This is a genomic window from Bathymodiolus azoricus thioautotrophic gill symbiont (assembly GCF_001298715.1).
Classification (GTDB): Bacteria; Pseudomonadota; Gammaproteobacteria; order PS1; family Pseudothioglobaceae; genus Thiodubiliella.
The window spans coordinates 1-2,082 of sequence record NZ_CDSC02000080.1; the positions used below are offsets into that span (position 1 = coordinate 1).

At 37.2% G+C, this 2,082-nt stretch carries 2 protein-coding genes; both read left to right on the top strand.

The annotated features are described in order from the left end of the window. The first annotated feature begins 230 nt into the window (after positions 1–230). Positions 231–1,931 (top strand): arginine--tRNA ligase, encoded by a 1,701-nt coding sequence (argS, locus tag BAZSYMA_RS01700; RefSeq protein ID WP_090714964.1) that lies wholly within the window; start codon positions 231–233, stop codon positions 1,929–1,931. Positions 1,932–1,940: 9 nt separating this feature from the next. Next, positions 1,941–2,082, top strand: a 142-nt coding sequence (locus tag BAZSYMA_RS01705) for an AAA family ATPase (protein ID WP_143243056.1), incomplete at its 3' end; no start/stop codon positions are given.

The following is a 2,082-nucleotide window of genomic DNA, read 5'->3' on the forward strand; positions in this document are numbered from 1 at the left end:
TTTACATAATTTCAAAAAAAGATTTAAGTTATTGGTAGAAAATTATATTTAAAATACAAATAATAAATAAGAAAAGCTGGAGTGATGTTGGTAAGTATTTTTTTGTTAATACAAAAATTAAAAAACTATTTAAAAAGAAGCAAAACACGCAGAAAAATAACCGACCACAAGGACTTTGAAAAGATAACAGCTGCTTGGGGATTGGATTAATCAAAAATAAAGGTAAAAAAATGAATAAAGAACAATTACAAGTATTATTAATGGAATCGTTGGTGTCGTTGAAAGCGAAGGGCGTGCTGGAGAATATACCTGAAAATATTCGACTTGACCATTCAAAGGATAAAACCCAAGGGGACTTTGCCTCGAATATTGCGATGATGTTGTCTAAGCAGGCAGGGTGCGCACCGAGAGAATTGGCTTTGATGATTATTGCCAATTTCCCAGATTCTGCTGAGGTGAAAAAGATTGAAATTGCAGGTCCAGGTTTTATTAATTTCTTTATGTCTCAGGGTTCAAACGCCTTAGTGCTGGAGAATATCATTAAACAAGGTAAAAATTATGGTTTATCAGATGTGGGTGCGGGGCAACGAGTTTTGTTAGAATTTGTCTCTGCTAATCCAACAGGTCCACTTCATGTAGGTCATGGGCGAGGTGCAGCGTATGGGGCAACGGTTGCTAATCTTTTGCGCGGCGTAGGGTTTGAAGTTGACAATGAATATTATGTGAATGATGCGGGTCGGCAGATGGATATTTTGGCAACATCGGTTTATTTGCGCTATGTTGAAACGCAACAATTCCCTGATAACGGCTACAAAGGGGATTATATTTTTGATATTGCCAAAACAATTAAGGGCATTGAAAAATTTGATATTTTTAATGGTGCTTGTAAAGACGAAAAAGATGGCGGTGATAAAGAAAAACATATTGATGATTTAATTGCTAATTGCAAGTCTCAATTGGGACACGATTACAAAAAAATCTTTGATTTAGCGATTGATAGTATTTTGGGCGATATTAAAATTGATTTGGCTGAGTTTGGTGTCCAGTACCAACAATGGTTTTCTGAGCAGTCTTTGGTGAATAGCGGACTGAGTAAAAAAACGGTGAAAAAATTACAAGACTCAGGGCATATTGTTGAGAAAGAAGGGGCGCTTTGGTTTAAAACCACAGATTTTGGCGATGACTTAGACCGTGTCGTAGTGCGTGATAATGGTATGCATACTTATTTTGCTTCTGATATTGCTTATCATCTTGAGAAGTTTGAGCGAGGCTATGACAAAATCATCAATATTTGGGGTGCCGACCACCATGGTTATATCGCTAGAGTAAAGGCGTCAATTCAGGCACTTGGCTACAATCCTGACAAGTTAGAAATTTTACTAGTACAGTTTGTTAACCTGATTAGAAAGGGTGAAAAAGTTTCTATGTCCACTCGCAGTGGCTCGTTTATCACTTTGGAAGAATTGCGTGATGAAGTCGGCAATGATGTGGCGCGTTTTTTCTATATTTTGCGTAAAGCCGACCAGCATATGGATTTTGATTTAGATTTGGCAAAGTCTAAAACCAATGAAAATCCTGTGTTTTATATTCAATATGCCCATGCACGCATTTGTTCAGTGCTTGCTAAAGCAGATGGCAATCAAGTGCCAGATTTAGCGTTACTTGATAATGAATATGAGCAAGCACTTATCAAACAACTTAGTCGTTACGCAGACACGCTTAAGAATGCAGCACTAAATTATGAGCCACATGTTTTGGCTTATTATTTGCGTGATTTGGCGGGTGATTTCCACAGTTATTACAACAATAGCGAGTTCTTGATTGATAATAAAACTTTGCAAGCCTCTCGTCTACAACTTGTTATTGCCGTACAGCAAATACTTCAAAATGGGTTGGGCTTATTGGGTGTCTCCGCCCCTGAAAAAATGTAAAATCAAACAATGGGCAATTTATCGCACATTAAAATCAAAGGCTTTAAGTCTATTAAAGCGCTGGATTTAAAAATGAAGCCGATTAATGTTTTGATTGGTGCGAATGGTGCGGGGAAGAGTAATTTTATTTCAGTTTTTAAGTTGTTGGATC